General features: G+C 35.9%; 25 protein-coding genes. 8 read left to right on the top strand and 17 right to left on the bottom strand.

Annotation, left to right across the window (positions count from 1 at the left end; all coding sequences use genetic code 11):
• The first annotated feature begins 2 nt into the window (after positions 1–2).
• Positions 3–713 (top strand): response regulator transcription factor, encoded by a 711-nt coding sequence (locus tag BUB25_RS12020; RefSeq protein WP_072944664.1) that lies wholly within the window; start codon positions 3–5, stop codon positions 711–713.
• A 45-nt stretch (positions 714–758) separates the two neighbouring features.
• Here BUB25_RS12020 and BUB25_RS12015 read toward each other — a convergent pair whose 3' ends face one another.
• The 8 genes from BUB25_RS12015 to BUB25_RS11980 all read right to left on the bottom strand — a co-directional run bounded on the left by BUB25_RS12015 (position 759) and on the right by BUB25_RS11980 (position 8,663).
• Complete coding sequence (locus BUB25_RS12015) at positions 759–1,499, bottom strand: acyl-[acyl-carrier-protein] thioesterase (RefSeq protein WP_072944832.1); 741 nt, start codon at positions 1,497–1,499, stop codon at positions 759–761.
• A 34-nt stretch (positions 1,500–1,533) separates the two neighbouring features.
• Positions 1,534–2,463, bottom strand: coding sequence for a tRNA (adenosine(37)-N6)-dimethylallyltransferase MiaA (gene miaA / locus BUB25_RS12010; RefSeq protein ID WP_072944662.1), 930 nt, complete (start codon positions 2,461–2,463; stop codon positions 1,534–1,536).
• A 1-nt stretch (position 2,464) separates the two neighbouring features.
• Complete coding sequence (locus tag BUB25_RS12005) at positions 2,465–3,301, bottom strand: ion transporter (RefSeq protein WP_072944660.1); 837 nt, start codon at positions 3,299–3,301, stop codon at positions 2,465–2,467.
• A 28-nt stretch (positions 3,302–3,329) separates the two neighbouring features.
• Positions 3,330–4,691, bottom strand: coding sequence for an exonuclease domain-containing protein (locus tag BUB25_RS12000; protein WP_072944658.1), 1,362 nt, complete (start codon positions 4,689–4,691; stop codon positions 3,330–3,332).
• A 75-nt stretch (positions 4,692–4,766) separates the two neighbouring features.
• Complete coding sequence (locus tag BUB25_RS11995; protein WP_072944656.1) at positions 4,767–5,423, bottom strand: YggS family pyridoxal phosphate-dependent enzyme; 657 nt, start codon at positions 5,421–5,423, stop codon at positions 4,767–4,769.
• Between the two features lie 30 nt (positions 5,424–5,453).
• Positions 5,454–6,671: a DUF1015 domain-containing protein gene (locus tag BUB25_RS11990; protein ID WP_072944654.1), complete on the bottom strand. Its 1,218-nt coding sequence runs from the start codon at positions 6,669–6,671 to the stop codon at positions 5,454–5,456.
• Between the two features lie 79 nt (positions 6,672–6,750).
• Positions 6,751–7,638 (bottom strand): 3-hydroxyacyl-CoA dehydrogenase family protein, encoded by an 888-nt coding sequence (locus BUB25_RS11985; protein ID WP_072944651.1) that lies wholly within the window; start codon positions 7,636–7,638, stop codon positions 6,751–6,753.
• Positions 7,639–7,697: 59 nt separating this feature from the next.
• Entirely contained in the window at positions 7,698–8,663 is a 966-nt protein-coding gene (locus BUB25_RS11980) for a Gfo/Idh/MocA family protein (protein WP_072944649.1), read from the bottom strand.
• Between the two features lie 132 nt (positions 8,664–8,795).
• Here BUB25_RS11980 and BUB25_RS11975 point away from each other — a divergent pair, with 132 nt between their 5' ends.
• Positions 8,796–9,437 (top strand): protein-L-isoaspartate(D-aspartate) O-methyltransferase, encoded by a 642-nt coding sequence (locus BUB25_RS11975; RefSeq protein WP_072944647.1) that lies wholly within the window; start codon positions 8,796–8,798, stop codon positions 9,435–9,437.
• A 28-nt stretch (positions 9,438–9,465) separates the two neighbouring features.
• Here BUB25_RS11975 and BUB25_RS11970 read toward each other — a convergent pair whose 3' ends face one another.
• Both BUB25_RS11970 and smpB read right to left on the bottom strand, forming a co-directional pair.
• The gene (locus BUB25_RS11970; RefSeq protein WP_072944645.1) at positions 9,466–10,515 is read right to left on the bottom strand and encodes a Fic family protein; all 1,050 of its coding nucleotides are present in this window, start codon (positions 10,513–10,515) and stop codon (positions 9,466–9,468) included.
• Between the two features lie 82 nt (positions 10,516–10,597).
• Entirely contained in the window at positions 10,598–11,053 is a 456-nt protein-coding gene (gene smpB / locus BUB25_RS11965) for an SsrA-binding protein SmpB (RefSeq protein WP_072944830.1), read from the bottom strand.
• Positions 11,054–11,123: 70 nt separating this feature from the next.
• Between smpB and BUB25_RS11960 the strand changes: the two genes are divergently transcribed.
• On the top strand, positions 11,124–11,354 hold the full coding sequence (locus tag BUB25_RS11960) for a VF530 family protein (RefSeq protein ID WP_072944642.1): 231 nt from the start codon (positions 11,124–11,126) through the stop codon (positions 11,352–11,354).
• A gap of 2 nt (positions 11,355–11,356) precedes the next feature.
• Here the strand turns inward: BUB25_RS11960 and BUB25_RS11955 are convergent, their stop codons facing one another.
• The 3 genes from BUB25_RS11955 to BUB25_RS11945 all read right to left on the bottom strand — a co-directional run bounded on the left by BUB25_RS11955 (position 11,357) and on the right by BUB25_RS11945 (position 13,427).
• Positions 11,357–11,905 carry a DUF3575 domain-containing protein gene (locus BUB25_RS11955; RefSeq protein ID WP_072944640.1) on the bottom strand — a complete coding sequence of 183 codons (549 nt, stop codon included), beginning with the start codon at positions 11,903–11,905 and terminating at the stop codon, positions 11,357–11,359.
• A 105-nt stretch (positions 11,906–12,010) separates the two neighbouring features.
• Positions 12,011–12,565, bottom strand: coding sequence for a GNAT family N-acetyltransferase (locus BUB25_RS11950; protein WP_072944828.1), 555 nt, complete (start codon positions 12,563–12,565; stop codon positions 12,011–12,013).
• A gap of 13 nt (positions 12,566–12,578) precedes the next feature.
• The gene (locus BUB25_RS11945) at positions 12,579–13,427 is read right to left on the bottom strand and encodes an aldose 1-epimerase family protein (protein WP_072944826.1); all 849 of its coding nucleotides are present in this window, start codon (positions 13,425–13,427) and stop codon (positions 12,579–12,581) included.
• Positions 13,428–13,524: 97 nt separating this feature from the next.
• On the opposite strand from BUB25_RS11945, the gene BUB25_RS11940 reads away from it, so the two are divergent.
• Positions 13,525–13,806 carry a hypothetical protein gene (locus tag BUB25_RS11940; protein WP_072944638.1) on the top strand — a complete coding sequence of 94 codons (282 nt, stop codon included), beginning with the start codon at positions 13,525–13,527 and terminating at the stop codon, positions 13,804–13,806.
• Between the two features lie 184 nt (positions 13,807–13,990).
• Positions 13,991–16,264 carry a M1 family metallopeptidase gene (locus BUB25_RS11935; RefSeq protein WP_072944636.1) on the top strand — a complete coding sequence of 758 codons (2,274 nt, stop codon included), beginning with the start codon at positions 13,991–13,993 and terminating at the stop codon, positions 16,262–16,264.
• Between the two features lie 75 nt (positions 16,265–16,339).
• On the opposite strand, the gene BUB25_RS11930 is transcribed toward BUB25_RS11935, so the two are convergent.
• Positions 16,340–17,380, bottom strand: coding sequence for an agmatine deiminase family protein (locus BUB25_RS11930; protein WP_072944634.1), 1,041 nt, complete (start codon positions 17,378–17,380; stop codon positions 16,340–16,342).
• Between the two features lie 195 nt (positions 17,381–17,575).
• Here BUB25_RS11930 and BUB25_RS11925 point away from each other — a divergent pair, with 195 nt between their 5' ends.
• Positions 17,576–19,099 carry a choice-of-anchor I family protein gene (locus tag BUB25_RS11925; RefSeq protein WP_072944632.1) on the top strand — a complete coding sequence of 508 codons (1,524 nt, stop codon included), beginning with the start codon at positions 17,576–17,578 and terminating at the stop codon, positions 19,097–19,099.
• Positions 19,100–19,173: 74 nt separating this feature from the next.
• Here the strand turns inward: BUB25_RS11925 and BUB25_RS11920 are convergent, their stop codons facing one another.
• On the bottom strand, positions 19,174–20,061 hold the full coding sequence (locus tag BUB25_RS11920; protein WP_072944630.1) for a carbon-nitrogen hydrolase: 888 nt from the start codon (positions 20,059–20,061) through the stop codon (positions 19,174–19,176).
• 204 nt (positions 20,062–20,265) lie between these two features.
• Entirely contained in the window at positions 20,266–22,869 is a 2,604-nt protein-coding gene (gene clpB, locus BUB25_RS11915; RefSeq protein WP_072944628.1) for an ATP-dependent chaperone ClpB, read from the bottom strand.
• A 143-nt stretch (positions 22,870–23,012) separates the two neighbouring features.
• Between clpB and ytxJ the strand changes: the two genes are divergently transcribed.
• Positions 23,013–23,402 carry a bacillithiol system redox-active protein YtxJ gene (ytxJ, locus tag BUB25_RS11905; RefSeq protein WP_072944623.1) on the top strand — a complete coding sequence of 130 codons (390 nt, stop codon included), beginning with the start codon at positions 23,013–23,015 and terminating at the stop codon, positions 23,400–23,402.
• A 72-nt stretch (positions 23,403–23,474) separates the two neighbouring features.
• Positions 23,475–23,771 (top strand): thioredoxin family protein, encoded by a 297-nt coding sequence (locus tag BUB25_RS11900; RefSeq protein WP_072944621.1) that lies wholly within the window; start codon positions 23,475–23,477, stop codon positions 23,769–23,771.
• 156 nt (positions 23,772–23,927) lie between these two features.
• On the opposite strand, the gene argH is transcribed toward BUB25_RS11900, so the two are convergent.
• Positions 23,928–25,208: an argininosuccinate lyase gene (gene argH / locus BUB25_RS11895; protein WP_072944619.1), complete on the bottom strand. Its 1,281-nt coding sequence runs from the start codon at positions 25,206–25,208 to the stop codon at positions 23,928–23,930.
• Positions 25,209–25,251: the final 43 nt, after the last annotated feature.

Below are 25,251 nucleotides of genomic sequence, written 5' to 3'. Positions count from 1 at the left end.
ATATGGAAAATTTAAATAAAAAAATACTTTTAGTAGAGGATGATCTGAATTTTGGCGCTGTGCTAAAAGATTATTTAATGTTAAATGATTTTGATGTCACTCTTGCCAAAAATGGTATGGAAGGTTTTGAGAAATTCAAAAAAGATTCATACGATTTATGTATTTTGGATGTGATGATGCCGTATAAAGATGGATATACTTTAGCGAAAGAAATAAGAGAGAAAAATAGCGAAGTACCTATTATCTTTTTGACTGCAAAATCGATGAAAGAGGATGTTTTAAAAGGATATAAAGCGGGTGCCGATGATTATTTGAACAAGCCTTTTGATTCAGAAGTTTTGCTGATGAAAATTAAAGCCATTATTCAAAGAAAATCTTCGGATTCTAAAACCGAACAGGTACAACACGAATTTAATATTGGTAAGTTTCACCTAAACTCAAAATTGAGATTCCTTTCTTTTGATGGTCAGGAACCAATTAAGTTATCTCCAAAAGAGAATGAATTATTGAAAATGTTAATTCTACACGAGAATGATTTAATGCCAAGAGAATTAGCTTTGACAAAAATATGGAGAGATGATAACTATTTTACTTCCAGAAGTATGGATGTGTATATCGCCAAACTTAGAAAATACCTAAAACTGGATGAGGATGTAGAAATCCTTAACATTCATGGTGAAGGTTTCAGATTAGTAGTTAAGAATAAAGTATAAGAATAATAAAAAGGCTCCGAGAAATCGGAGCCTTTTTTATAGTTTTTATTTCCAATTGAGTTGCAAAGCAAAACAGTTTTTATCGTCCTTGGTAATGCTAAATACAGCCGATTCTTCGGAAATATTTTCATGTAACACCACTTTATCTTGTAACGAAAGTTCCTTCATAAAATTCATTTCAAAACTTTTCAGTTTTTGTGCCAAAATCATCTTTGGATGCACATGATCCATACACCATTCCAGGTATTTTACATTATTAACATGATTTACGATATCCAAATCGGATAAAAAAACTGTTTTTTCAAAAACAATTTCTTTTTCGGGATTTATTGTTATTTTTGAAAAACTTTCTTGCGTCGCTTTAGTATCAGGATATAATTTAAAATGCTGATAAGGCAAAGCCAAGGGTTCCGGACGACGTTTTTTAGTATTGAAAACAGCCCAAAATGTTTCGGAGCCTACTATTTTATCACCATTGAGATACATTTCCAAAGCACGTACCGAGCGGGAATTTTCTAAACTGATAATCCAGGTTTTTACCGTTACGATATCTCGCCATTTTGGTAATGCAGTAATTTCTACTCGCATTCTACTCAAAACCCAAGCCTGGTCAAACTCCTGCATATCTGTAAAACTGATTCCACCCAGATCAGAATGTGCTGCAGCAGTCAATTGTAAAATGTTACATAGATCAGTGTATTTTAAGTAGCCATTTGGCATACATTGTGTAAAATTGATTTCCCAATCTTTGCTTAAAATAGAGGTGAAATTTGAAGCTATAGGCATGGTGAATTTTGAATTAGAATTAACGATTTTAGCTTTAGAATTGGGCCTGTTTTTTTGAATTAATATACGATATGATTTCCTCATAAGGAGTTTCAAAATCAAACCATTTTGTGTTTTCATCTCTTTTGAACCAAGTGAGCTGGCGTTTGGCAAAACGTCGGGTATTTTTCTTGATTTCTTCGATGGCAAATTCCAAAGAGAATTCACCGTTAAAATAGCTGAATAATTCTCTGTAGCCCACGGTTTGCAGAGCGTTTAGCTCTTTATTTGGAAATAGAGTTTTGGCTTCATTGAGTAAACCTTCATTGAACATGATTTCCACACGTTGGTTTATTCTATTGTACATGATGCTTCTTTCGGCTTCCAGGCCAATAAGGATAGGAATGAAGCTACGTTCATTCTTTTTTTGGTTCAAAAAAGAGGAATAAGGCTTGCCTGAGCCAAGGCAAACTTCTACAAATCGCATCATTCGTTGCGGATTTTGCAAGGTTTGTGGATTTTCGAGTTTTATTTTTTCGAAATAATCAGAATCCAACGTTTCTAATTGCTCTTGTAAATAAGTAATTCCGAGTTTTTCATAATTGGCATTTACAAGTTCACGAACTGACGGGTTTATTTCCGGGAATTCATCAAATCCTTTCAAAACGGCATTTACATACAAGCCGGAGCCTCCTACCAGAACAACATAATCATTGGTCAAGAATAATTCCTCGATTTTAGCGATGGCTTCTTTTTCGAAATCACCAACAGTATAGTTTTCAAGAATGGATTTATTTTGTATAAAATGATGTGGAACGGCCGCTAATTCGGCAGAACTGGGAACCGCAGTACCAATGGTCATCTCCTTGAAAAATTGTCTGCTGTCGCAAGATACAATCTCACAATTATAATGCTTGGCCAATAGGATACTCAGCGAAGTTTTTCCAATAGCCGTTGGTCCGATTACAGTAATTAGGTATTTCATTTTATTTTTTTTCTAATGAATGTCCACAATGGTGACAAAAATTGGCATTATCAGGATAATCTTCTGCACCACATTCGTTGCATGGATTATGGTTGCTTGACGATTGATGGTTTACTCTTTTTGCGATTTCGGCCGTAACAATCCCAGTTGGAACAGCTATGATTCCGTATCCTAATATCATAACAAAAGATGCAATAAATTGCCCTAGCGGTGTTTGAGGCGAAATGTCTCCATAGCCTACTGTGGTTAGAGTTACAATTGTCCAATAGATTGCGGCCGGGATACTGGTAAAACCATTTTCTTTACCTTCTACAACATACATTATCGATCCAATAATTATCGTACTGATAAGGACAAAATAGATAAAAACTACAATTTTGCCTTTACTGGCCTCAATGGCTTGTTTTAATTGCAAGGACTGGCTTGTAAACTGCGGATGGTTTAATATTTTGAATAATCGCAACAATCGCAAAGATCGAATAACCGCCAGAATACTGGTTCCCATGACGAAAATTGACAAATACATAGGGAGAATCGCCAGTAAATCAATAATACCGTAAAAACTGGTGATGTATCTCCAGGGTTTGTTGATGGAAATTATTCTTAAAATATATTCTATAGTAAATAAACCGGTAATGATCCATTCCAGAAATAGTAGATAATGATGATACTTTTGGTCAAATTCTGCAACAGTTTCCAACATTATCAAAAGGACACTCAATAAAATAATCCCCAGAAGGATTAAATCGAATAATCGCCCCGCTTTGGTACTTGTTCCATAGATTACTATGTTTACTTTTTGCCTAAAACTGGCATATTTTGATTTTAATTCAGGCATGAGCAATGGAGATTTTTTAGATGTCCTATTAGAAATTTATAATTTTAAAACCTTTATTTTTTCTAAGATAAGCTTGAATTGTTTTACGAGTGTCGCGGCTATTTTGCATCGGAATAATGATGTTTTTCAAGATTTCTATCTGATGTATTTGATAATTTAAATCAAAGAAAGCATATCCTTTGTATTCGCCATTTTCCACTAGAATTGCACTTCGTTCATTTATGTTTCGGCCTCGATCAACGATAACCATGCTTTTATTTTCAAAACTGTTTTTAGAAATAAAGTCGGTTACTCTAAGATTGTACTCTGTTGGGGATACCGAACCTACGCAAGCGCCGTCACATTCGTTAATACTATATTGAAAGCAATGGGTTTTGGTTTCATATAATCCGGTTAGTTTTTGGCATAATTTGAAATCAGAAGAAATATGAGATAAGGCATTTTTACCTTCCTGCAGGGTAAGATAAGAGGTGATTTCCTTTTTTCTACCGTCTGCTTTTTGAAGTTTTAGAGTCAAATAGCCTTCGGTATTTTTTTCAGAATAGATGGCCCAGGAATAATTATTCTTACGCGACATCCTGTTGTAAATGGGTCTATTAATTTTTATTTCCTCCATTTCTTTCAGTACGCCTATTAATTCACTACCTGTTTCTTCATAGGTTACGGTAAAGACTTCGGTTTGGATTTTTTTGGCACTGTGGGTGATTCCTGTAAAATGCTGATTGACCCTTTTTTTTATGTTTTTGCTTTTGCCAATAAAAATGATTTTACCTTCTTGGTTATGAATGTAATACACTCCTGTTTTTGAAGGAAGGTTTTCAATGATACTAAATAATTTTGGCGCAATTCCTTTTTGAACTTCTGTTTTAATGAGTTCTTTAACGATCTCTTTTTCGAGGTCTTTGTCCAGAAGCATCTTGAATAGTTTTACCGTTGCCATAGCATCACCGCTGGCACGATGCCTGTCAGCCATAGGAATTCCCAAGGCACGTACTAGTTTTCCTAAACTATGAGAAGCTTGTTCTGGTAATAATTTTTTAGACAATTCAACCGTACAAAGCGTTTTTAGATTAAAATCATAGCCTAGGCGTCTAAATTCTGTTCTTAAAATACGATAATCAAAATCGGCATTATGCGCCACAAGCACGCAGTCATTTGTGATCTCGATGATGCGCTTGGCCACCTCAAAAAATTTAGGTGCCGATCGGAGCATGGCATTATTTATACCAGTCAATTTAACAACAAAAGGCTGAATTGGAATTTCTGGATTGACTAAACTGATAAATTGGTCCACGATTTCATGACCATCAAATTTATAAATGGCAATTTCGGTAATCCCTTCTTCATTGAATTGACCTCCCGTGGTTTCTATGTCTAATATTGCGTACAAGTTTCTTGTTTAAAGTTAGGTTGTGGAACAGTAGAAATCATCATTGATCATAAATCAATCACATTCCTTAGTTTTTTATCTTGTTCCAAAGATACTACTTCCTATGCGAACCATCGTACTGCCACATTCAATAGCAATTTGATAATCTCCGGACATTCCCATGGATAATATAGAGAAGCCTTGCAATGTCTCTCTATCGCGTAATTTATCAAAAATAGATTTCAGATGCGAAAATTCTTTTTTAATTTGTTCCTTATTATCTGTAAAAGTAGCCATTCCCATTAATCCTACAATTCGAATGTTTTTCATTTGCTGAAATTCATTGGAAGCAAGCAGAACATCTAACTCATTTTCGTCAAGGCCAAATTTCGTTTCCTCTTCAGCAATATGTATTTGTAGCAAGCAGTCAATAACTCGGCTGTTTTTCAGGGCTTGTTTATTGATTTCTTGTAATAATTTCAAACTGTCTACACCGTGAATCAGGCTCACAAATTGTGCCATAAATTTGACCTTATTGGTTTGAACATGGCCTATCATGTGCCATTGGATATCTTTTGGCATCAGTTCCCATTTCTCAGCCATTTCTTGGATTTTGTTTTCACCAAAAATACGTTGACCTGCATCATAGGCTTCCATCAAATCAGGAATGGGTTTAGTTTTAGAAACGGCAACGAGTGTCACATTTTCTGCCAAAGAGGATTGTATTGTGTTTAAATTTGTTGCTATTGACATGCTGTTTTTTTTTAGATCTTTTAGTGGGATTTAAAATTCATAAATAACGATTCCACTTCGGAATTTTGGTTCAATATAAGTGCTTTTTGGTGGCATAATTAAATTGGCATCAGCCAAAGCTTTTATCTCTTCTATATTAGAAGGAAAAAGAAAAAAGCCAACTTCAAATTCGCCTTCGTCAACAATCGTTTTTAGTTCCAGAATCGATTGCTTGCCGGACATGTATTCTATGCGCTCATCATTGCGTAAATCTTTGATGGACAGCAGTGGTGAAAGTATGGTTTTGTATAAAATTTGCGCGTCAAGACTCTCTAATACGGTTTTGAAATCCTGTTTTTCATTCCTTAAAACTAAACTATAAAATTCATTGTCAAGATACATTCCGAATTGATGCTTCTCAGTAGGTTGAAAAGGCAGTTGTTTTTTGTTTTCTATTAGGTAATTGACGCTTACTTCTTTCAAAAAAGCCTCCTTTGTCATACCGTTCAAATCTTTTATCAAACGATTGTATTCGTACACTTTTACGTTGTTTTCGGAAATCAGATAGCTCAGTAAATAATCCTGACTGGTATTTTTGGTATTTTCGTTTTCTTGGGCTAATAATTGAACCGCTTCAGATCGATGATGACCGTCAGCGATATAAAGATTTTCTGTTTTTAAAATATTTTGAATCCAGTCTATTTCTATTGCATCATCAATTTTCCATAAATAATTGATTTCTTTCTTAGTGGTCGAAAATTCAAAATCAGCTAATTTTTGGGTACGTTCAAAGATCCAGTTCTCAATATTTTTATTGTTGGCATAAGTCATCAAAACAGGCTCTGTATTGAATTCAGAATATTGCATGTATTCTTTGAGTACTCGAACTCTAAAAGCCAATGTTTCCTCGTGTTTTTTGATGATGTTATTGCGGTAATCATCAATGCTGGTGCCCACAATAATTCCTGTAAAAGATTGGTTTTTAGTAACTATTTTATGAATGTAAATAGCTGGTTTTTCATCTTTTACTAAAATGTTCTCAGACTTGAAATCTTGGTATTTTTGATGTACTTGTCGGTATCTTTTTTCAAAGGAAACTTTTTCCTGATTAGTGTATGCTGGTTTTATAACATGTAAAAACGACAACGGATTGAAATCCAGTTGGGCCGCTAACTCAGCAGGAGCATATTCCTCGTAAGAGCGGCAAGTGACAAGGCAAACTTTATCTCGAGTAGGGCGAACAGCTTTGAAAGGGATTATTTTTGCCATGGTTGAGTTAAATTTCAAAAAATTAAAAAGTCAAATGACTAAAGAAGATTCTTTAGTCATTTGACTTTAAAAAAGAAAACTATATAAATTGTTTAGAAACTTTTTCTGCTTTTTTGCTTTCGGAATAGTCATAGAAACCTTCGCCAGATTTCACACCTAATTTTCCAGCACGGACCATATTTACTAATAGGGGACAAGGGGCATATTTGGGGTTTTTGAAACCGTCATACATCACGTTTAGTATCGCTAAACATACATCAAGACCAATAAAATCAGCCAGTTGTAAAGGACCCATCGGGTGACCCATTCCTAATTTCATCACGGTGTCAATTTCATATACACCCGCCACGCCGTTATATAGAGTTTCGATCGCCTCATTGATCATGGGCATCAAAATCCTATTGGCAACAAAACCGGGATAATCATTCACTTCAACAGGCGTTTTACCTAATTTTTCGGATAAGTTCATGATGATTTTCGTCACTTCATCACTGGTGTTATAACCGCGAATGATTTCGACCAATTTCATGATAGGCACCGGATTCATAAAGTGCATTCCAATAACGCGTTCCGGATGTGAAACAACTGCTCCTATTTGTGTGATAGAAATAGAAGAAGTATTGGTGGCAAGGATGGTGTTATGATCACAAGCATCATTTAATTGCTTGAAAATACTCAGTTTCAAATCTACGTTTTCAGTTGCCGCTTCGACCACTAAATCAGCTCCTACAACGCCATCTTTGATGTCAGTGTAAGTGATGATATTTGTAATGGTTTTCATTTTATCGTCCTCGTTGATGCTTCCTTTTGCGACCATTCGGTCTAAATTGGCGGCAATAGTTGCCATTCCTTTGTCTAAAGACTTTTCGGAAACATCAATTAATTTTACGGTAAAACCACTCTGGGCAAAAGTATGGGCAATTCCGTTCCCCATTGTTCCTGCACCTATTACTGCAATTATTTTCATTTAGTTTATTATTTTAATTTTAAAGTTGTCTCGTTTAACTTTTAAATACGGAAATTGTTTTATTTCTTAAAACAATCAATGATTTGATAGGCAACTTTCAATGCTTCTGTTGCTTGTTCTAAAGTCACAATTGGAGTGGTATTGTTGTTGATTGCATCGGCAAAGGTGTCTAATTCTTCCAAGATGGCGTTGTTTTGCTCCACCTCAGGATTAGAGAAATAGATTTGTTTTTTTACACCTTCGGCATTCTGTAAAATCATGTCAAAATCACCTGGAATTTCAGGAGCATCTTTCATTTTTACCACTTCACATTTTTTCTCCAAAAAGTCAACCGATATGTAAGCATCTCTTTGAAAAAAACGTGTTTTGCGCATGTTTTTCATCGAAATTCGGCTGGCGGTCAAATTAGCCACACAGCCATTTTCAAATTCGATTCGGGCATTGGCAATATCCGGAGTTTCACTAATAACTGACACACCACTTGCGCTTACGTTTTTTACTTTTGATTTTACTACGCTAAGAATAACATCAATGTCATGAATCATTAGGTCTAAAACTACGGGAACATCCGTTCCGCGTGGGTTGAATTCAGCCAAACGATGGGTTTCTATAAACATGGGATTTTCGATCATGTTTTTGGTAGCTATAAAGGCAGGATTAAATCTTTCAACATGGCCTACTTGCCCTTTTACATTGTATTCATTGGCCAAAGCAATAATTTCTTCGGCTTCTTCTAAGGTATTCGAAATGGGTTTTTCAATAAAAACGTGTTTCCCTGATTTGATAGCAACTTTGGCACATTTATAATGGGAAAGTGTTGGGGTAACGATATCTATGACATCTACAGCATGGATTAGAGTCGCTATTGTACTAAAATGTTTGTAACCAAATTCTTTAGAAACCTTCTCAGCATTTTCTTGATTAGGGTCGTAAAAACCAACTAATTCATATTTTTCAGATTGTTGTAATAAACGCAAATGTATTTTTCCTAGGTGACCGGCACCTAATACTCCAATTTTTAGCATAATGATGTAATTTCTACAAAAATAACAATAAATACCAAATACCAATTAAAATTAATGACTTTTGAAGTTGAATTTTGCATTTGGAAAATGATGTTTTAACCTCTATTTTTACCAAAATTAAATAAACAAATTTTGAAAGATACAGCCAAACATCAAGGACTTCGGAATCAATTAGTAAACGTTTTACAGCAAAAAGGGATTACCGATATAAATGTTTTGGAAGCGATCAAAAAAATCCCCAGACACCTTTTTTTGAACTCCAGTTTTGAAGATTATGCCTATCAGGACAAGGCATTTCCTATAGGTGCTGGTCAAACTATTTCGCAGCCTTATACCGTTGCTTTTCAATCGCAATTATTGGAAGTAAAGAAAGAACATAAAGTTTTGGAAATAGGAACGGGTTCGGGTTATCAAACTGCAGTTTTGTGCTTGATGGGGGCCAAAGTGTATAGTGTGGAGCGTCAAAATGAGCTTTTTAAACAAACATCTACTTTGTTGCCTAAGTTGGGAATTCGTCCCAAACATCTTTCTTTTGGTGACGGTTATAAAGGATTACCGGGTTATGCGCCTTTTGACAGTATTATTGTAACTGCTGGTGCACCATTTATACCTAAGCCTTTAATGGCACAGTTAAAAATAGGAGGGAGACTTGTAATTCCTCTTGGGGAAGATGTGCAGGAAATGACATTGCTGATTCGTAAGAATGAAACCCAATTTGAAAAACATGAACTCGGGGAATTCCGATTTGTGCCTTTATTAGAGGATAAAAATTAAACAAAACCATTCACGACAGAATGGTTTTTTATTGACTGCTACTTTCAAGACACTTTTCTAGGTTTGCTTTTTCATTTTGGGCAACAAATACTATAAAATTTTCTTTGTTTTCTCTTGTCAAAGAAGCTTTTAAGGTTTGGTAATAAAGCATTCGTTCGTTTTCGTTCGCTTTTATATTGGCTATTTGGTAGCCATGCTGTAAAAGAATCAAATTCATAATTAACCTCGATACTTTTCCATTTCCATTTATAAAAGGATGTATGGTCATGAGTCGTTCTTTTACTGTGGCTGCCAAAATAATCGGATGTATGCTATTCTTATTGGATTCATACCAATTAAAAAGAGCATCTATTTCTTTTGAAATAGTTGGGGGTTCAGCAGGAATAAAGCTATTGTCTTTTATCGAAATGGAAATATTACGATAGTGTCCCGCTTCTTTTGGTACTATTCCTCTTAGGATAATACTGTGAAGAGAGAGGAGTTCTTTTTCACCAAAAGGAGTGTTTTTCTGAATCACACTTTTGATAAAAGCGAGGGCTTCCTGATGATTTATGGCCTCCAAGTGCTCCCGCATGCTTTTGCCTTCAATTGTTTGTCCTTCATTTACTACCAAGTCGGTTTCGGTCAAAGTAAGTGTGTTTCCTTCAATCCAATTGCTGCTATGGGTGAATTCTAACTCAATAATTTGCTGGAGTGTGCTGTTTTCCAATGGTCGAAAAGGATGCAGTTTTGCCTTTAAAAGGTCGATTTCATCCAAAAGTTTTTGAAGTAAAGCAGAAACTTTTTTAACCGAAGATTCTCGGTTCGATTTAATTTCTTCCTTGGCAGCTTTTAGGGCTTGTAAGGCAAATTCCTCATGGCCTATTTCTTGAATGATTTTTTCTTTCAACCAAATAATCATAAGAGGTTCAAGATCAATTTCTAGTAAAGCGGCAAGTTTGATGAGTTGTTCTCTGGTAGGTTTTCTGGTGCCGGTCTCAAATTTACTGATTAAAGCCTGATCGATACTTAAAATTTGAGCAACTTCTCTGGTTTTGAGTCCTTTTTGTTCTCTGGCAGTTTTGAGTAATGTTTTCATTTTTAAGACAGTTTTTTATTAGTCTTGACAAGAAAAGTCATCAACTTAAGCTATAAAAAAGGGTAATGAACTACCCTTTTTATTATTTGTATGCTTTTTTGATTCGGTCTAAATCGCGTTTGGTGTCTTGTTCTTTTAGTGATTCGCGTTTGTCATAAGTTTTTTTACCTCGACAAAGTCCTATTTCTAGCTTAGCCATTCCTTTTTCGTTTGTGAACAGTTTTAAAGGAACTATGGTTAAACCCTTGGATTGTACACTTCGGGCCAAACTTTTCAGTTCGCGTTTATTGAGTAAAAGTTTTCTTTCACTTCGGGCTTTATGGTTGAATTGATTCCCAAAAGCATATTCTTCGATATAGGTATTGATTGCAAAAAGTTCAGTGCCGCTAAACTCGCAGAAACTCTCGGTAATATTAGCTTTTCCTAAACGGATGGATTTTATTTCAGTTCCGGCCAAAACGATTCCTGCGGTGAACTTTTCGATTATTTCGTAATCAAATCGGGCTCTTTTATTAAGTATGTTGACTGTTTTTAGCATAGGTTTACAAATGTAGGAACAAATCAATGAAACGGCAATTTTTTTTATAAAATTGGCATAAATTTGCAATATGGAAAACTTGAAATCAAAAGACCCTCTTCACGGGATTACATTAAAAACCATTTTGGAAAAACTGGTGGAGTACTACGGATTTGACACTTTAGGGGAACTAATTAAAATTAAATGTTTTAATGATAATCCAAGTATTAAATCGAGTCTCACCTTTTTAAGAAAAACAGATTGGGCTAGAAAACAAGTCGAAGAGTTGTATGTTAAAACCGTTAATAAATTAGCTAAATAAAATTAGTTCAATTTATACGAAACCATAACGCCTCCTCGGTAAGGAAACCATTCTCCGCTTTTGTTATAATGTTGAGCTGATTCATAACGTTCTCCTGTACTTATAAGGTAGCCCTTGTAGAAACCTTGATGCCAGCCACCACCTAGAAAGCAATCTAGCATGAACTTCTCATTTAATTTTACTTGATATCCTATTGTGGCCCCCATAAAGTAACCGAATCCTTTTTCATACATGTCCGTATTCAAATAATTCCATTTTTGAAAATTAAATCTACTGGCACCAACATTTGCACCAATATAAAAACCATTGTAATTTTCATTAAAATGATAACGATATTCAGATGTGAAGGTGTAAAACTGACGCGGTTTACCATTAACTGATTTCCAAGGTGAAGCCAAAACATCAAATTGTAAAGTTGAATTTTTCCCTATGCTCGTTTCAAGCCCTAAATTAGGAATAGTCAATAAAGTAGTAAAAGCATTTGCTTTGATGTAGGTTTGACTCTGAGTCTGAATTGAAACTAAAAGGACAATAAATAAAAGTTTTTTCATAATAAAATGGGGCAATATTATAGTTTATTGTCCGTTTTGGGTACAAATATAAGTTCTGACTGTTGTAATTGCAATATATTTATTACAATTAATTGAAGTCGAGGATTATTGTTGTTTGTTTAATTTGGAGTAAATAACACTGTCCCAAAAACGGCCCTCAAAGAATTCATTTTCTTTTAAATGGGCTTCTTTTACGAACTGTAATTTCTCCAAAACTCGAGCTGAACCATCATTTTCAGGATCAATAACAGCTTCAATAGAATGGAGTTGCATTATTTCAAAGCCATATTTGACAGCCTCCTCAACTGCTTCAGTAATAATACCTTTACCGCTGTATTCTGGTAACAACATGTACCCAATTTCTGCGCGATAATGCTCAGGTTTGATTCGATAATGTCCAATTATTCCAATCAATTTAGAATTACCTTTTAATGTAATTGCCCAATTGATTCCTTCGTTACTGTCTATCCTGGCATCAATCGTTGCTATGTGTTCCAATGCTTCTTCAATAGTTGTGAGTAAAGGTCTTGGGATGTATTTCATCGTTTCAGGATTAGATCGCAATTCGAAAATTTCGTTCACATCAGTATTGTCAACACGTCTTAATAATAAACGTTCGGTTTCTAAATTTGGAAAAGGAGTGAAATTGATGCTTAGCATAATCAGATGGTTTTTATAAAATTTCAATACTGAATTTTGGTTGAAAGTTTTCATTGGGGTTCAAAACTTGGATCCCTTCTTTTGCAAAAAGATCACCGCTACTATTTGTTGTGTCCGAGTAGCCACACCAAGGTTCTATGCAAATAAAAGGGGCATTTGCTACAGTCCAGATTCCTAAATTAGGAAAATCTTCGAATCGGACTCTTAGTATTGGATTTTGATTTTCTAAGATAGTTAGTGCTTTAGATTCTGTTTTTTTGAAAACCAAGGCGTCATTTTCAAACAATTGGTACGTCAAAGGAATACTCTTGTTTTGAAGCCTGTGTTTTATTGTTTTATCAGAAATTAATCCGTCTTCCAAAAGATGATATTCTAAAATCTCCTCTTTTTCAAATTCAAGGGAGTAGTCCTCAAAGTTAGCAGTCAAAGCAAAGGCGGGATGCGCTCCAATAGAAAACGGCATCTTGGACTTGCCTCTATTAATGACATTGTATTGTATATCAATGCCATTATCCTGTAGTGAATAAGTGATATGTAGTTCAAAATCAAAAGGATAAGTCTTTAGGGTCTCAGTTGATGATGTAACTGAAAAAGTAGCGCTATTTTCTTTTTGTTCAATTAAATCGAATTGCATTTCTCGAGCAAAACCGTGTCTGGATAGGGAATACGCTGTATTGTTAAATTGATAGCTATTGTTTTTAAGAGTTCCCACAATTGGGAATAAAACAGGGGAGTGCTTACCCCAAAACTCGGGATTACCTTCCCAAATATATTCGGTTGTGTTTTTTTTTAAAGAAATTAATTCGGCCCCTTTGTGGTTTATTGTAGCAGATAAATCGGCTAGTTTAATTGTTGTTTGCACTATAAATATAAGTTTGTGTTTTTTTTTTGGTTTGTAAATATATTTCATTAAATTCACTAAGGCAAATGCTGGTCGTAAACTGTAAAAATAAATAGTTATGATGACAAATTTTCAACTGATAGAAAAAGAGGATGTTCATGTTTTAAAATTTCCTCCAGAAGAGATTCTCGAAGATTCAGATGCTATTATACAAAGGCGTATTGATTTAGAGCGTGCGCAATCTTTAGGAAATTTAGAGCATACAAAAATTAAAATTTTCTTTGAGGATGAACAATCCAAAAAAGTTGTCGAAACTACGGTTTGGGCAGTAACTGATTATAGTGTTGTCCTTAAAAAAGGAGTGGGGATTCCCATAAACAGAATTATTAAAATAATATAGGTTTATTTAAAAATCAACGCTCTAGTTGATTTTTTTTTATCTTAATTTTTTAATAAAAAGTCTCCTTCAATTATGATATTCTTAAAATTTGGCTAAATTCGTTGTTTAAATTTAAAGAAAGATATTTAGATTGGGTACTTACAAGTACAGGTCTAAAATTTTACTTATCAAAAAACACATCTTTATGAAAATCAATTGTTTTAAAAGCCTGTTTCAGTTGGCTTTGTTATTGGCAATTTCTTCCCTATGGGCACAGCAAGCTCCTGCTGTTTCAGGGAATGGCCCAGTGTCAAATTATAATTATCACGACGCCTTTGCTCCGTTTTTTTATTCGAAAAATGGTACAACTACGCGTTCAGCGAGTGGACAGCCGGGTGCTGAATATTGGCAGAATAGAGCTGATTATCAATTGACAGCAAGTTTAAATGAAGAAAAGAACGAAATTAGTGGAAACGCAATAATAAGCTACACTAATAATAGTCCTGATAAAATGTCTTTTTTGTGGATGCATTTGGATCAAAATTTATTCAAAGCCGATTCACGCGGTAATGCTGTTGTGCCTTTGACAGGAAGTCGCAACGGTGCTCAAGGACAAGTATTTGACGGAGGACATAAAATAAAATCGGTAAAAGTTGTCACTACTGTTAAAGGTAAAAGCAGTGAAACAGACGTTAAATATTTAATTACCGATACCAGAATGCAAGTTTTTCTTCCGCAGGAATTGAAAGCCAAAGGAGGAAATGTAAAAATTAAGATTGACTTTTCTTATATTTCACCAGAAGAAGGTTCAGACCGAACAGGTGTTCTTGAAACTAAAAATGGTAAAATTTTCACCATTGCGCAATGGTACCCGCGTATGTGTGTATACGATGACGTAAGAGGTTGGAATACGCATCCGTATTTGGGAGCTTCTGAGTTTTATTTAGAATATGGAGACTTTGATGTGAAAATTACTGCACCTTCAAATCATATTGTGGTTTGTTCCGGAGAATTAGTGAATCCAACATCTGTATATTCTACATTAGAGCAAAACAGATTGGCGCAAGCAAAGAAAAGCGATAAAACAGTTTTTATACGTACTGCCGATGAAGTGGATGCTTTGGTTAAAAAAGATCGAACTACGGCTACAAAAACCTGGCATTATAAAATGAAGAATTCTCGTGACGTTTCTTGGGCTTCTTCTGCAGCATTTATTTTAGATGGTGCCAAAATTAATTTACCAAGTGGCAAAAAATCACTGGCTCTTTCTGTTTATCCTGTAGAAAGTGCAGGCAATGATGCTTGGGGACGTTCTACAGAATATACGAAAGCATCAATTGAAAACTATTCTAAAAGATGGTTGGAATATCCTTATCCGGAGGCTGTAAACGTAGCAGGAAATGAAGGTGGAATGGAATATCCTGGAATTGTTTTTTGCAGTTGGGAATCAAAAGGAGAGGATTTATGGGGAGTAACGGATCATGAATTTGGTCATATTTGGTTTCCTATGATTGTGGGATCGAATGAGCGTTTATTTGGATGGATGGACGAAGGATTCAATACTTTTATCAATTCATTGAGTACAGCTGAATTCAATAACGGGGAGTATAAAGCACCGCCAACTGATTTGCATAAAATGGCAGAAACATTTACGAGCCCTAGTTTAGAAACCATCATGAGTTCTCCTGATAACATGAAGGAAGCAAATATTGGCATGCTGTGTTATTTTAAACCAAGTTCTGGTTTGATTATTTTACGTGAACAAATTTTAGGTGAAGAGCGTTTCGACAAAGCTTTCCGAACGTATATGGATCGTTGGGCTTACAAACATCCTACTCCAGACGATTTTTTCAGAACGATGGAGAATGTAGCTGGGGAAGATTTAAGTTGGTTTTGGAGAGGTTGGTTCCAATACAACTGGCGTTTTGATCAAGGAATTAAGGCGATAAAATATGTAAAAAACGACCCAAAACAGGGAGTTGTGATTACCGTTGAAAATTTCGAAAAAATGCCAATGCCGGTGATTTTGGAATTGAAAACAAAAAGTGGAAAAGTTGAAAGAGTAAAATTGCCGGTTGAAGTTTGGCAAAGAAACAACGTTTGGTCGTTTAAACACAATTCTACCGAGGAAATAGAAAGCATTACTTTAGACCCGGATCACGTTTTTCCAGACAGTAATGAAGGGAATAATATTTGGACAGCTAATAAAGGTGTCCTTGAAAAAGATATAATTTTAGACGGTTATTTAGGAAGTTATTCCAATCCAAAAGCGCCTATGAAAATTGTTTTTACGGAAAAAAACAGCGTGCTTAATGTAGAAATAACCGACTATCCAAAATTTTCTGTTGAGCCAATAGCTAAAGACCTTTTTGAATCTAAAAGAGCGGGGCTTCAATTTCAATTTAATGAAAGCCAAACCGGATTTGACATGATCATTATCGATAATGGTCAAAAAATACCTTTTACAAAAAACAATTAGATCATTTATAGTTTAAACAAAAAACACCAGCAATTGCTGGTGTTTTTTTATACAAGAATATTTCGAATTGTTCTGTTAAGCAGGAATTTGCTGACTTAAGCAATGTAAGGTTCCAAATCCCCATATCAAATCAATGGCACTGATTCCGATAATTTCTCTATCTGGAAAACATTCAGCAAGAATGTTAAGGGCTTTGCGGTCATTTGGATCATTAAACGTAGGAACCAATACGCATTTGTTCAAAATCAAGAAATTGGCATAACTGGCCGGCAATCTCAAATCTTCAAAATCGATTCGCTTTGGCATTGGTAATACTACAATTTTTGGTGATTGGCCGTTTTCTAATTTGGCATTTTGCAAACGCTTTAAATTGTCTTGCAAAGGGGCATAGTTGCTGTCATTTGGATCCGTTTCTACAATGGTGACAATTGTATCTTCATTGACAAAACGACATAAATCGTCTATGTGACCGTGGGTATCATCCCCTTCAACACCGTCGCCTAACCAAATCACATTAGTAATTCCTAGGTATTCCTTGAAAACCGCTTCGTAATCCGCTTTGGTGAAATTTGGGTTTCTTACCTGAATATCGGGATGCATTAAGCATTCTTCCGAAGTCAATAAAGTTCCTTTTCCGTTTGAGTCGATAGCGCCACCTTCAACAATTACGGGTTTTCCTTTATACATGACCTGTGTAAGCGGAATATTTAAAACATCGGCTACTTTTGCAGGGACATGTTTGTCTAACTGGTAATTTTTATATTTGGCCCAGCCGTTAAAGTTGAAGTTCAATGCTTCTCTTTCGGATCCGTTTTCAACAATTATTGGTCCGGAATCACGCATCCAGCTTCTGTTGGTTTTTTGGATGATAAAAGAAATATTTTCAAGATTCACTCTTGCCATTTCCAGCATTTCGTTGACTTTCTCTTTTAATTTTTCATCGGCAACCATCAAAAAAACGGTCTCGTATGTGGCTACTTTTTTTATAAATTCGACAAAAGCCCATTGAATGGCTTCGTATTTTCCGGGCCAGTCTTTTCCGTTATGTGGAAAACAAAGTAAAATGCCTTGTTGATTTTCCCATTCTGCAGGAAATCTTCTGTTATTTTCAGTCATGATTAATTTCGATTATAAAGGACAAAGGTAAACATTAAGGAGCAATTTTTAAATTGTTTTTGAATGCTTCGAACCAAATAAACTGAGTCATTTTAAATTTTTTAAGCAGAGTAGTTTTGTTAATCATTCGATAATATTGTTTTAATCTAGCTTCGATGCGATCTCTTTATTTTTGGAAAAACTAAAAATAGAATTATGAAAAACTATGGATTAGCCTTATTTGTATCAATTTTTTTATTGACAGCTTGTGCAAATGAAAATACTAATGAGAATGAAATACCGGAAGGAACGATAAATGAAAATCCTTCTACTTTTAAAGAAATTGGTTCGATAACTATAGGAGGCGAAGGAGCTGCAGAAATAAGTGCATACGATGAAGTTTCTAAGAAACTTTTTACCGTAAATAATAGCGGTAATAATAAAATTGATGTGATTGATTTGACCGATCCAACCAATCCAAAACCTATTGCAAGCATTGATTTGTCAGTTTATAACGGAGCTTCAAACAGTGTGGCTACATACAATGGCAAGCTTGCTGTAGCTTTAGAATCGACTATTGATAAGCAAGCCAATGGCAAAGTAGTTGTTTTTAATACCACTGATTATAGTTTGATTAAAGAAATTGAGGTAGGCGCTTTGCCGGACATGGTTGTCTTTTCGCCTGACGGGAAATTTATTATGACAGCCAATGAAGGAGAACCGAATGCCGATTATTCGATTGATCCCGATGGTTCTGTTTCTATAATTGATGTTTCTAATAATTATGCGGTGACTACATTGAATTTTGCTGGTTTCGAAAGTCAATTGAGTGCCTTAAAATCAAAAGGATTCAGGTTTTCTAAAACCGCAAAAAGTTTTGCAGCCGATATTGAACCGGAATATATTACTATTTCAGCCGACTCGAAAACGGCTTGGGTTACTTTACAAGAAAATAATGGCGTTGCCAAAGTGGATTTGACAAACAAAAGCATTTCGTCCATTTTTGGCTTGGGGTATAAAGATTTCAATAATGCAGAAAACGGAATTGATATTAGCGATAAAGACGGAGCAGTTGTATTCAAACCTTGGAAAGTAAAAGGGATGTTTATGCCGGATGCGATTGCGAGTTATACTGTAAATGGAACACCTTATTTTATCACCGCCAATGAAGGAGATGCTAGAGAATACGGCAGTTATGCCGATGTAAAAAGATTGGCCAAAATGACTTTTGATGCGACAGTTTTTCCTGATGCAGCCACTTTTAAAGCGGATGCTGTAATGGGGCGTTTGAATTTAATTTCGACAGAAGGTGATACCGATAATGACGGTGATTCAGACGAATTGATAAGTTTTGGGGCCCGTTCATTTACTATTTGGAATGGAAATTCAGGAAGCTTGGTTTTTGACAGTAAGAATGACTTAGACAAGCGTTCGAATGATTTTGGAACTTATGATGACGGTCGAAGTGATGATAAAGGTTCGGAACCAGAATCAGTAGTAGTTGCCAAAATGGGAAATAAAAACATCCTATTTGTAGGATTAGAAAGAACCGATGCGGTTATGATTTATGATATTACAAATCCATCGGCTCCACAATACTTACAAAGTATCAAAACGGGTGATGCCCCAGAGGGATTGCTTTTTATCCCTGCTTCAAAAAGTCCAACGAAAAAAAGTTTGCTTGCAGTAAGCAGCGAAGGGGATGGAACTGTTAAGTTTTTTCAACCAGATTTGAATTAAGGATTCAATTTGTTTTTCTATAAAAAAAAGCTACCAAATTGGTAGCTTTTTTTTAGTATTTATATAAATTGAAATTAGTCGATCGCTCTTTTTGTAATATCACCAAAAGCATCAATTCGTCTGTCTCTAAAGAAAGGCCAGTTTTGACGTACATTTTCCTGTAAGTCTAAGTCTACTTCGGCAATCAGAATTTCTTCCTTGTCGTGTGAGGCTTGTGCCAAAATTTCACCTTGAGGTCCCGCAATAAAAGAAGCTCCCCAGAATTCAATTCCGGCTGTATCCGGCAAGTATTGTTCTAATCCGATTCTATTGGCGGCAGCCACATACACACCATTGGCTACGGCATGTCCTTTCATTACATTCATCCAGGCGCCATATTGGTTTGCACCGTATTCGTCTTTTTCTCCAGGATGCCAACCAATTGCTGTTGGGTAAAATAAAACTTCAGCACCTTGTAGAGCAGTCAATCGAGCTGCTTCAGGATACCATTGGTCCCAACAGATTAAAGTTCCGATTTTTCCTTTTTGAGTAGGAATCGTTTTGAAACCCAAATCTCCCGGCGTAAAATAGAATTTTTCATAGAAATGAGGATCATCCGGAATGTGCATTTTACGGTACAATCCCGCTTCTGATCCGTCTGTATCAATAATATAAGCACTATTGTGGTAAATTCCGGCCATTCTTTTTTCGAAGAAAGGAACAATAATAACCACACCTAATTCTTTTGCCAAAGCGCTAAAAGCAATAAATGAAGTGCTGTAAAGGGGTTCTGCCAAGGCAAAATTGTCTACATCTTCACTTTGACAAAAATAATGACTGCTGTATAATTCCGGTAACGAGATCACTTCGGCACCAAGCTTAGCTGCATCACGAACCCAGCTTAAACATTTTTTCAGATTGTTTTCGGCAACGTCATTTAGGTTCAATTGAATAACTGCTATTTTGTATTTCTTGTTTGGCATGACTAAAATTTTAGATTGCAAAAATAGGTAATTTTATAATGAGTAGAAAATGGGGGCTAGGGAAAAATTTTGTTCTTTTATATTGATGATTTTCGTATGCATCTTTTATTAAATCCATCGATTGGTTTTTAGTAAAAATCTATGTTATGTCCCTAAAAAAAAACACCAGCCTTTCGACTGGTGTTTTCTATCTAATGCTACTATTTATTTTGTTATTTCCGTCTGGTTTCTAAAGACCAATTCTCCATCAAAAGCATCTAACAGAATAATGCTATCTGTGGCGATATTACCTGCTAGAATTTCTTTAGACAATTTATTTAACACGTCTCTTTGTATCACTCTTTTTACTGGTCTGGCTCCAAATTGAGGATCAAATCCTTTTTCGGATAAGTATGCAATGGCTTCTGGAGTAGCATCCATGGTTATACCTTGCAAAGCCAACATTTTAGTGACGCTTTTCAATTGCAGACTCACAATTTTAGTAATATTTTCACTGCTTAAAGGTGTGAACATTACGATTTCATCGATACGATTGATGAATTCAGGACGCACCGTTTGTTTCAATAAGCTTAGGACTTCAACTTTCGCTGCTTCTGTAGCTGCTTCCATGCTTCCTTTTAGGTTCTCGAATTTATCCTGAATAATCTGGCTTCCCATATTAGAAGTCATGATGATAATCGTGTTTTTAAAGTCAGCCAAACGCCCTTTGTTATCGGTCAAACGTCCTTCATCCAAGACCTGTAAAAGGATATTAAAGGTGTCCGGATGCGCTTTTTCAATCTCATCCAATAAGATTACAGAATAGGGTTTTCTTCGAACGGCTTCGGTCAATTGCCCACCTTCATCATAACCTACATATCCCGGAGGTGCACCAACCAATCGGCTCACGCTGTGGCGTTCCTGATATTCACTCATATCGATACGGGTCATGGCATTTTCATCGTCAAATAAATATTCGGCGAGTGCTTTGGCCAATTCGGTTTTTCCTACTCCTGTTGTTCCAAGGAATAGAAAAGTTCCCACCGGTTTTTTCATATCCTGTAATCCCGCTCGGCTTCTGCGAACGGCATCACTTACCGCCTCGATGGCTTCTTCCTGACCTACAACACGGCGGTGCAGCTCTTCTTCCAGATGCAAGAGTTTTTCGCGTTCTCCCTGTAGCATTTTCATTACCGGTATTCCGGTCCATTTGGCTACCACTTCGGCAATGTCTTCGCGGGTTACTTCTTCTTTTATCAGAGAGGTTCCGGATTGGTTTTCCTGTAATTGCTTTGTTAAAGTATCCAAACGTTCTTGGGCTTCTTTGATTTTTCCGTAACGGATTTCGGCTACTTTTCCATAGTCTCCGTCACGCTCGGCGCGTTCTGCCTCGTATTTGAAATCCTCTATTTCCGTTTTTACCGCTTGAATATTATCGACTACGTCTTTCTCGGACTTCCATTTGGCGAATATTTTGTTTCGGTCTTCTTTCAGATTGGCCAAATCCATTCCCAAAATTTTTAGCTTACTTTCGTCTTTTTCTCTTTTGATGGCTTCGATTTCAATTTCCAGTTGCATCACTTTTCGATCCAAAACATCCAATTCTTCGGGTTTTGAATTGATTTCCATACGAATTTTAGAAGCGGCCTCATCCATTAAATCAATCGCTTTATCCGGTAAAAAACGGTTGCTTATATAGCGTTGGGAAAGTTCTACCGCAGCAATAATAGCTTCATCTTTTATTTGTACTTTATGGTGTGTTTCGTATTTTTCCTTAATACCACGCAGGATCGAAATGGCACTTTCAGTATCGGGTTCTTCGATCATTATTTTTTGGAAACGGCGTTCAAGTGCCTTGTCTTTTTCGAAATATTTTTGGTATTCGTCCAAGGTGGTTGCACCAATGGCTCTCAACTCTCCACGAGCCAGGGCCGGTTTCAAGATATTTGCCGCATCCATAGCGCCTTCGCCACCTCCAGCACCCACAAGGGTGTGAATTTCGTCAATAAACAGTACAATATCACCTTCGGCAGCAGTAACTTCTTTGACTACGGCTTTTAGTCTTTCCTCAAATTCCCCTTTGTATTTGGCACCAGCAATTAATGCGCCCATGTCTAGAGAGAAAACAATTTTATTTTTTAAGTTTTCAGGGACGTCTCCGTCTACGATTCGATGCGCCAAGCCTTCCGCAATGGCGGTTTTACCCACTCCGGGTTCTCCCACGAGCATCGGGTTGTTTTTTGTTCTTCGGGTCAGGATTTGTAACACCCTTCTAATTTCCTCATCACGGCCAATTACGGGATCGAGTTTTCCTGATTTGGCTAATTCATTGAGGTTTTTGGCATATTTGTTTAGTGAATTATAAGTTTCTTCTGCAGAGGCAGAGGTAACTCTTTCTCCTTTTCGCAATTCTTCAATAGCGGCTTTCAGGCCTTTTGATGTAACTCCTTGGTCTTTTAATATTTGGGCTACTTTACTTTTCGAATCAAAAATAGCCAATATTAAATGTTCGATAGAAACATACTCATCATTCATTTTTTTGGCAATAATTTCAGCCTCATTCAAAGCCGAATTTGCCGATCTTGACAACATAATTTCGCCTCCGGAAACTTTAGGAAAGCTTTGAATAGTGCTATCTAAAATCTGAAGGAATAAAGGCACATTTACGTTGAGTTTTTTCAAAATAAAAGGCGCTACATTTTCATCGACTTCAAATATCGATTTGAAAACGTGTTCATTCTCTATTTGCTGTTGTCCTAGACTTTGAGCCAGTTGTTGGGATGCCTGGATTGCCTCTTGTGACTTAATGGTAAATTTATTTATATTCATGATTTTATATTGTTTGTGTTATTTAGCTAACTTTGCGAATCAATATTCAATATATATTCCATATCAAAATTACGGACAAAATGTCTTCTTTTATATGATTTTTATCATTAAATCAAGACAAAATGACTTAAATCAAGACAATTATGAGTTTTTTTAAAAATATTTTCAGCGGATCAGAAAACCAAAATGAGGCTACATCAAATATCAATTGGAATAATCTGACTGATTTGGGACAGCTAAACGAAATTATAACTTTATCAAATGAGAAACCAGTTGCTATTTTCAAACACAGTACTCGTTGCAGCGTGAGTAGAATGGCTTTGAGACAATTTGAAAATGAGTTTGATTTATCAGATAAAGTTACTGCTTATTTTTTAGATTTAATAGCGTATCGAGATGTTTCTAATGAAATTGCTCATCGTTTTGGAGTGCAGCATCAATCGCCTCAATTGATTTTAATTAAGAACGGAATAGCAGTTTATAATGCTTCTCATAGCGATATTGATGCTGAGGAATTGAGAACAAGAATCTAGATGTAACAAAAAAATATATTGGTCAATCCTGATAGTATCTAGGATTTTTTAGGAAAGAATTATTGATAAAAAATGACAAAAGCTGAAATTGACAACTATTCTTCTATTTTGTTGCTCATCAGTACGGAACGATGTTCCGTTTGCGTAGCATTAGACCAGCGTCTGAAACCTTGGATTCAGGAAAAGTTTCCCAATTTGGAGTATCGAAAAATAAAATTAGAAGATTTTCCAATTCTTAGAGGAGATCTGATGGTTTTTTCTGCTCCCGTAATTTTACTTTTTCAAAACGGAAGAGAGGTTTTCAGGAAAGCAGGTGTTTTTTCGCTAGAACAAACTTTTGAAGAAATAAATCGTTCAATGATGGGCTGAAATGGTTTCCATGAAGTATAATGAAAAAGTCATAAAACTAAAACAAATCGTAGAAAATGGGGTGTTTGAGACCGAAAAGAGCGCTATGAACCGAATAAAAGCAGAAAAAGCCACTAATTTATGAATTAGCGGCTTTTTTATTTGAAGAGAATTCGCTTAAAAAGCTTGATTCATCTTTTCTTTAATTTCAGCTAAACAAAGGTTGTTAATACTTCCTTCATGGGTGTGTTTGGTCTCTTTTGGAGATTTATAAGTACCGTTTTCTAATTGTTCGGCTACCGCTTTATATGCATCTCTAAAAGGCATTCCTGCCGCCACCATTTCATTCAGGGTATCTACCGTAAACAGATAGTTGTATTTTTTATCTGCCAGAATGTTATCCTTTACGTTGATGTCTTTGATCGAAAAAATAGCGATATCCAGACAGGCTTTTAAGTTTTGAATCGCTGGAAATAATCCTTCTTTCAATAATTGTAAATCTCTGTGGTAGCCACTTGGAAGATTGTTGGTAATTAAGGTGATTTCGTAAGGTAAGGCTTGAATCTTATTGCATTTTCCACGAATTAACTCAAAAACATCTGGGTTTTTCTTGTGTGGCATGATACTCGAGCCGGTCGTAAGATGTGCAGGTAAACTGATGAAGTCAAAATTTTGACTCATGTACAAACACACATCCATAGAAAACTTAGCCAAGGTAGCTGCCACGCTACTCATCGCAAAAGCAACTGTTTTTTCTGATTTTCCACGGCTCATTTGCGCTGCCACAGCATTGTATTTTAAGGTTTCGAAGCCCAACTCTTTTGTGGTGAAAGTCCTATTGATAGGGAACGAACTTCCGTAACCCGCAGCAGAACCTAAAGGGTTTTGGTCTACAATTTTCAAAGCGGCATTCAGCATCGTGATATCGTCAATTAAGGTTTCAGCATAAGCAGAGAACCACATGCCGAAAGAAGATGGCATCGCAATTTGTAAATGCGTATAGCCCGGTAATAGTACGTTTTGGTGTTTCTCTGCCGATTCCATCATTAGGTCGAAAAGGATTTTGACCTGTGCTTTAAAGTCTTTTACAACGTCTTTGAGGTATAAATTGACATCGACTAATACTTGGTCATTGCGAGAACGTGCAGTATGGATTTTTTTGCCGGCATCACCTAGTTTTGCCGTCAGTAAATATTCAATTTTAGAATGAACGTCTTCAAAGCTGTCTTCAATCTCAAATTTACCTTTCTCGATATCAGAAATAATGTCTTCCAAGGCCAAAACCAATGAAATGGTTTCCGAATCGGTTAGAAGGCCGATTTGTCCCAGCATTTTGGCGTGAGCAATGGAACCCAGTGCATCGTATTTTGCCAATACCAAATCTAATTCTCTGTCATTTCCTACGGTGAATTGCTCAATTTGCTTATCGGTAGGTATTCCTTTTTCCCAAAGTTTCATATCTTGATGTTTTGTGAAATGTTTCCATTTCTATTTTTAGCCC

The sequence above is a fragment of the Flavobacterium granuli genome (genome assembly GCF_900129705.1).
In the GTDB taxonomy this organism is placed as follows: domain Bacteria; phylum Bacteroidota; class Bacteroidia; order Flavobacteriales; family Flavobacteriaceae; genus Flavobacterium; species Flavobacterium granuli.
Note: the sequence above shows the minus strand (reverse complement) of the source record. Positions and strands in the feature narration are given on the sequence as shown.